The sequence below is a fragment of the Pseudomonadota bacterium genome (assembly GCA_026388255.1).
Classification (GTDB): domain Bacteria; phylum Desulfobacterota; class Syntrophorhabdia; order Syntrophorhabdales; family Syntrophorhabdaceae; genus JAPLKB01.
This window is the reverse complement of record JAPLKC010000019.1, coordinates 26,644-32,697: the sequence shown is the minus strand read 5'-3', so window position 1 is coordinate 32,697 and position 6,054 is coordinate 26,644. Positions and strand designations below refer to the sequence as shown.

Genomic DNA, 6,054 nt, shown 5'->3' with positions numbered 1-6,054 from the left:
AAAGAACCCCTAAAAGGGCAGAAAGGGGAACAATAAGCTAATTATGGAGGCTCAAACTGCTGCCCGATGAGACAGAAAAAACATAAAAAGTGATTGCGAAGACACAAAAAGACGAGAAGTTGGAATTATGCAAAGGTCTTGAAAAAGGCAGGATAGTCATTAAAAAAGAAAAGGATTCCATTCTCCCTGAAATGTATCAGGATGAACTTTGGGAGAAACTTCGCTTGCTGCGCCTTGAAATCGCCAGATCACAATCCGTACCGCCCTATGTAATATTCCACGATAAAACCCTGAAAGAACTTATGGCAATCCTCCCTGATTCGTTGGAAGAAATGAGAAACGTATCCGGAATAGGGCAACGCAAAGTTGAGATGTATGGGGAACAGTTCTTGAAAGTCATTCGGGAATACAAGGAACGCCGGGAACGCCCTTAGGATGATATCCTTGGCTCTTTCTCACATTGAGTGGGTAATATGATGAGATATACTCATTCCGATACTTCATATATTCAAAAAGAAAGTATGCCAATATGAGGATTTCAAGTTGCTATACGTACATTTGCGCTTTCACCTACGAGTCAAGTACATGGCCTTTTTACCGTGATTGTGAATTACGAGAAGAAATGTTGGTTTATAAATAGCGCCATGGGTGCAAAAAACAAGACCTGACCCCCAGCCTTCTCATCCCCACACTCTAGGGTTGTTTGCGATCAATCGCAATTTTGTTTTCATCCGAACCGCCAGCCGAGCGTCACCCAAACCCGGGGGTTGCGATCGGTAGTATCCGAGGTGGGGGGGCCGCCCATGTTGCGCCAAGCCAGGCTTGCATCCACGTTCCATGTGCCGTCGTTGTAACGCACCCCGACACCATTGCCCCCCAGTTCACGGAAATTAGTGGCTGCCGACCAGGGCGTGTGATTGATCGTCACCCGGCCTGCGTCAATAAATGCATAAGGTGCAAATGCGCCGATCTGGTAGCGAGCCTCGATTTGCGCCAGCCAGCCCTCATCACCGAAGCCCTCACCGACCGGATAGGCGCGCACCCCACTGGGGCCGCCCAGACCGAAGTCTTCGGACGAATCCAGGTTCTTGTTGGACCACTGTATTGAAACACGACCATATAGAGTAAGGTTGGACAACGACGTGGCCTGCACGCGCGCCACGTCGAGGTTACATTTCAGGAAATCACCATTGGTCTGCGCCGTGGCGGCATCGACCTTCTTCTGCGTGGGATCCAAACCCAGATTGCCCGCGGTGAACACCAGACTGCCGTAGCTGATACCTCCGCTGGCAAATGTATCGCGATGGTCAAATTGTAAGGTCAGGGGCAGCACATCACTGGTCCTGTTTAATTTTATGCCAACCGCGTCCTGCTTGTCTTCCAGTTGCTTGTGCTGGTAGGTGGCGGCTAGGCTGAGATTGGACTGGCGCGAACGAATCAGGGGATAAGACAAGCCCAGCGTGATGATGTCCGCCGTGCCGGTAGCGCCTAGGCTGGTAAATTTATCACCCAGTTCGTAGTAGGTATGGGCATATCCGACATTACCGCGCAGGCCGGAACTGCCGACCGGCAGGCTATAGCTGAGGTTACCCAGCCATTGGCCTATCTGGCTGACGAGGCTCATCAGGGTTAGTTGGTCACCGAACGTGAAGGGACTATCGACGGTGAGGTTGGACCGCAAACGGTATTCACCCGTATAGCGGTTGCCATAATTGTCCATCCCCACATCGCCCCTCCAGGCTGGGGTGCGCGATACCCCCGCCACCAAGTCACCGGTACCTAACTCTTGGCCCGGTCGGATTAGGGGCGCGGTCTTGATACCGGGCAGGTCACCCAGCACCAGTGTGGCGCGTTCCAACGCGGCGGTTTCGATCACCGCACCGGGCTTGAGATTGGTGAGGAAACGACGGGCTGGTAAGGCAATTGCTGCATCGCCGGTGGTGGTAATCTGACCATAACGGCCTTCCAGCACGGTCAGGGTGAGCACTCCGTCGGCAAACTTCTGCTCTGGCAGATAGACGCGGGCAAAGGGATAGCCGCCTGTGCGGTAGTGTTCCGAAAGGCGTTGGGCCAGTCCCTGGAGGCCGGCCATGTCGAAGGACTTTCCGGTCACCTCGCCGAGAACGGCCGCCAACTGTTCGGCGGAAAATACCGTGTTGCCCTTGAAGCGAACGCCTTGAAGTGTCACGGTGACGCCGCCGGGCATCAACGACAAGGATGCCGGGGGTTGGATGCGTAAGGGGGTGGTCGTCTTCGGCAACTGTGGCGCCATCCGCTCCTGCTGCAGCAACTGGCCGGCGTTGGGTGGGGTTTGGGCGAAGGCTGGTGCGACCGCAAACAGGGCTGCCAAGGCGACCAATAGTATAAAAAGTGAAGATGCGACAGGGTGCAGTATAGTGAAATGCGTATTCATAGCAAAGGAATCCTTATTGTTGATTGCTAGGGTCCCCGCCCCGGTTAATGCCGCCATTCACGACTAACACTCGCATGAAGCCATGGGGATCGACTCCGGCCACCTGGGTGCCTGCACCGCCCATACCGCCTGTGTTGCTGGTTTTACCAGCACCAGCCGTTCCTTGCCCCGGAAGCGACGAAACCTCGACAAAGGTCAGACCGCCGCTAGCGCTTAAGCCATCGGCGCGAACAAAACCGGCGCTGTTTCCCAGGTTGGCGGTGTTGTTTTGTCCGCGGCCGTCCGCACCTCTAGTCATGGAAGACTCAGGTGAAGAAGACATAAATGGACTCCCCGCTCCCGCGGTAGACGAGCCCGAGATGATTCCCGCCACAGACCGCTGGGTCATGATGATGGCCGGGTTGTCCGTTATGGCCGGGTTGTCCGTTATGGTCAGCGTGCCGTTGTTGGCGGTGATCAGGTAGTTGCCGTTGGCCAGGGCCGAGGCGTTGATGGTATAGTTGCCGACGTTCTCTCCGGCCGTGCGGCTCAGTACTCCCGAGAGGCTGTCACTGTTGACAAGGCTGCCGGCGGTGACTTGATAGGTAAGCGTCGGATTGGCGTTGCCGTAGATTTTGCTCTTGGCGTCTGCCGTGACCGTGATCGGGCGTGGGTTGATGGTCAACGTACCCGGGGAATTGCCGCTGCCCGACAAGGCATAACCGCTCTTCAATACGTTAATGCCGATATTGCTGTAGGTTCCTGCATTGGTGAAACCGGTTACCGCGTTGTTGTTATACATAAAGCTATAGTCTGCGTTTGCCGCCCAACCGGCGTAGCTCGAACCGAAGATGCTGCTCGACGACCATAAATTGCTCAATTGATAGGCCGTGCCCTGGTATTGATAACCGGCCAGCGAGGCAAGCGTATAGGTGACGTACGTTGTCGCCGGTACGTTATCATCCGGGTTACTTGTCCCTCCTGCTACCGGGTTTCCATATATCGGAATCGCAATGAATTGCTTCAAGCTCGGCAATGCCCCCGACGTGTCCCATATTGACGCACTCCAGTTGGTTTTCGCGGCGGCGGTCAGACTGCTGGCGCTTAACCCATAGGAGGTCTTATCTGCCATAGAGGCATCGGTATTGACACTGGTGTTGTAGTACGAGTTCGTCACTACTGCCGAATCCCAGCCCATATTGCCGATCAATCCGCCGTAGTTGGTTGACCAGGCGTCCGAGGGGTCCGCTTTGCTCACCGTCCCGGAGGCATACGAATTCGTAATGTAGGCAACGCCCTCGAATTCACCGACCAGGCCCCCGGTTCCATCACCGCCCGTTACGTTGACGGTTGAATAGGAATTAAGAACAAGGCCATACTTGTTGTTGCCCACCAACCCGCCTACCCGACCACCTGTGGAATATACGGTTCCCGATGCGTAGACGTTGGAGATAGACGAGTTTCGATTCTCGCCGTCAACGCCGCCTACGGTGCCTCCGCCTACAACATACAGGTTCGTAAGCCGGAAATTGGCAATTTGCGGGGTATCGATGGGAGAGCCTTTCCATACATAAGTGCTGCCGTTGGTTGGATCTGAGATGCCGAAAAACCCAACAAACCATTCACCAGGCCTGTTGATATAGAGTTTGTCGATCGTATGACCAAGTCCGTCAAACCGTCCGGTAAACACATTGCTAAGACCGGTCAGCCCCAAAGGGGTAAATCCCTGGCCGCCATTCCAGTCTTTAGTTGGAGTGGCATCAATATTTGCGCCAAGCACATAATTTCCGGCTATGGTTCCCCAGTCATCGAAAACACCATTAATCCCCTGAAGCGTGCCATCGTTCAAAGAGCCTTCGTTTCCTAAAGCCGTGATGACGGTCCAGGCGGTTTCTTCGCCATCACTGCCGAGCTTCGTGTAGTAATGCTTCCCGGCGCTCAGATTAATGGTTGCGCCGGAACCGATGTAGATCCTTGAGGGATTTACAGCGGTGTCTGAATTATTGAGCGCGCCTTGCCCGTAATAAAGTTTCAGCGTCCCTTGCGACGCGCTGATGTTGGCATTGATGTTGATGTTGCGCCACGCGCTAAGCGTCAGTGTATTGGCAGTTGCCCAGGTAACGGCATCGTTTACAAAGATGTCGCCGTTGGTGCCGCTTGCGCCGTCTGAGCTTTGGATGGTGATGTTGTTGCTGTTTAGATTTGTCCCCAGTTGAGTACCGGAAATATCGCCACCTGAAGCCGCGATCGTGTAGTCATGCGGGTCAATCAGCCAGGTTCCCGTTCTGCCGCCCACTGCCGCTGTGGTGACCCGAGCCGTTTCCAATATGCGCACCTTTGCCGCCGATGTCTCAATAAAGCCGCCGTCCCCGCCATTGGGTGCGCTGGCATCGATGGTGCCGCTGACATTGACGGTGCCGACTTGCATGTCGCCCATCAGCATGATCTGGCCTTTTTCGCCCGTGGCCAGGGTGTGCGCTTCGATGATACCGGTGTTGTTGATGACGCTGCTGGCCAGGTCGCCCGCTGCCTTGGCGGTGAGGTAGATCCGGCCGCCATCGGCTCGGATGGCTCCGCCCTGTTCGATCAGCGCGTTGAGTGCGCCTGCTTCCACTTCGAGCTTGACCGGGCCGCCCAGGTCGAGCCGCACTTTCTGCCCGGCGCCCAGCAGTACGTTTCCTTGCGGTGCTTCGATACGGCCAAGGTTTTCGACACGGGCGGCGATCAGGGCCACCGTGCCGCCAGCGCCGACTTTTATTTCGCCTTCGTTGCGCACGCTTTGTGCGGAGTTGCCGATGAAGCGGTAGTTGCCCGCCATGAAGTCATCTTTGGTGATGTTGAGGGTGGAGGCGACGAGGCCGCCCACATTGACTTGCGCCGTGGGCGAGAACAGCACGCCGTTGGGGTTCACCAGGAAGACCTGGCCGTTGGCTTTGAGCGTGCCCTGGATTACCGAGACATCGGCACCCAGGACACGGTTGAGCGCCACGGCGGTGGCCGAGGGCTGGACGAAATTGACCGTGTTGCCCGCACCGATGTTAAAGCTCTGCCAGTCGGCGGCCATCCGGTTTGTCGATTGCGTGACCGTCATGGTCTTGCCGGACTGGGCGATTCTGCCACTACCGGCAACGATGTTGCCGCCGGTAGGTAAATCGGCGGCTCCGCTGCCCCCACTGGTTAGTATGACCACCGCGACAGCAGCAAAGCTAACAATTTGCTTACCACGCGTCAGGGCAAAGTCAGCAACAGCAATGAGGGTGTGATGCACCGTGCTCCAGGCGAGGCGGCAGGCATGGTGGAGGCTGGATGATTTTACGGGATGTTTGACTGTTGCTGCGTAGTTATCGGACATAGCTTATCCATGTCTCCTTTGCTTTCCTCAATGATGGTTGCCATCGCATGCTACTGCTAACATTTTTATCGGCATCTGCAACAAATACTTAAACGTGTGGGAAATGGCATTTGTTGCCACTTGAAACTTGGTATGAGATGCTTGTTTATGAAAAACTCTCTTTCAGGAAGAAACAGTACATTTAAAACAAAGCCACGCAGTATCAACTTCAGGAAGAAAGCAGTGCTTCAGGCAAAAACCGCGCAGCATCAACTTGAGGAAGTTTTCCACACTTCAAGGGCCATCATATCTTGTAGCCGACAAACTGGAT

3 protein-coding genes are annotated in these 6,054 nt (G+C 55.0%); 1 reads left to right on the top strand and 2 read right to left on the bottom strand.

Annotated elements, in window-relative coordinates; all coding sequences use genetic code 11:
- Nucleotides 1-89 precede the first annotated feature (89 nt).
- On the top strand, nucleotides 90-434 hold the full coding sequence (locus tag NT178_01815; protein MCX5811270.1) for an HRDC domain-containing protein: 345 nt from the start codon (nucleotides 90-92) through the stop codon (nucleotides 432-434).
- A 293-nt stretch (nucleotides 435-727) separates the two neighbouring features.
- Here the strand turns inward: NT178_01815 and NT178_01810 are convergent, their stop codons facing one another.
- Both NT178_01810 and NT178_01805 read right to left on the bottom strand, forming a co-directional pair.
- The gene (locus tag NT178_01810) at nucleotides 728-2,413 is read right to left on the bottom strand and encodes a ShlB/FhaC/HecB family hemolysin secretion/activation protein (GenBank protein ID MCX5811269.1); all 1,686 of its coding nucleotides are present in this window, start codon (nucleotides 2,411-2,413) and stop codon (nucleotides 728-730) included.
- A gap of 13 nt (nucleotides 2,414-2,426) precedes the next feature.
- A complete protein-coding gene (locus tag NT178_01805) occupies nucleotides 2,427-5,744 on the bottom strand; it encodes a filamentous hemagglutinin N-terminal domain-containing protein (protein MCX5811268.1) in 3,318 nt (1,105 codons plus the stop codon).
- Nucleotides 5,745-6,054 lie beyond the last annotated feature (310 nt).

What these genes read in the sequence shown, in the direction of transcription:
- NT178_01805 (MCX5811268.1), bottom strand. Translation starts at nt 5,744, where the DNA reads ATGTCCGATAACTACGCAGCAACAGTCAAACATCCCGTAAAATCATCC.
- NT178_01810 (MCX5811269.1), bottom strand. Translation starts at nt 2,413, where the DNA reads ATGAATACGCATTTCACTATACTGCACCCTGTCGCATCTTCACTTTTT.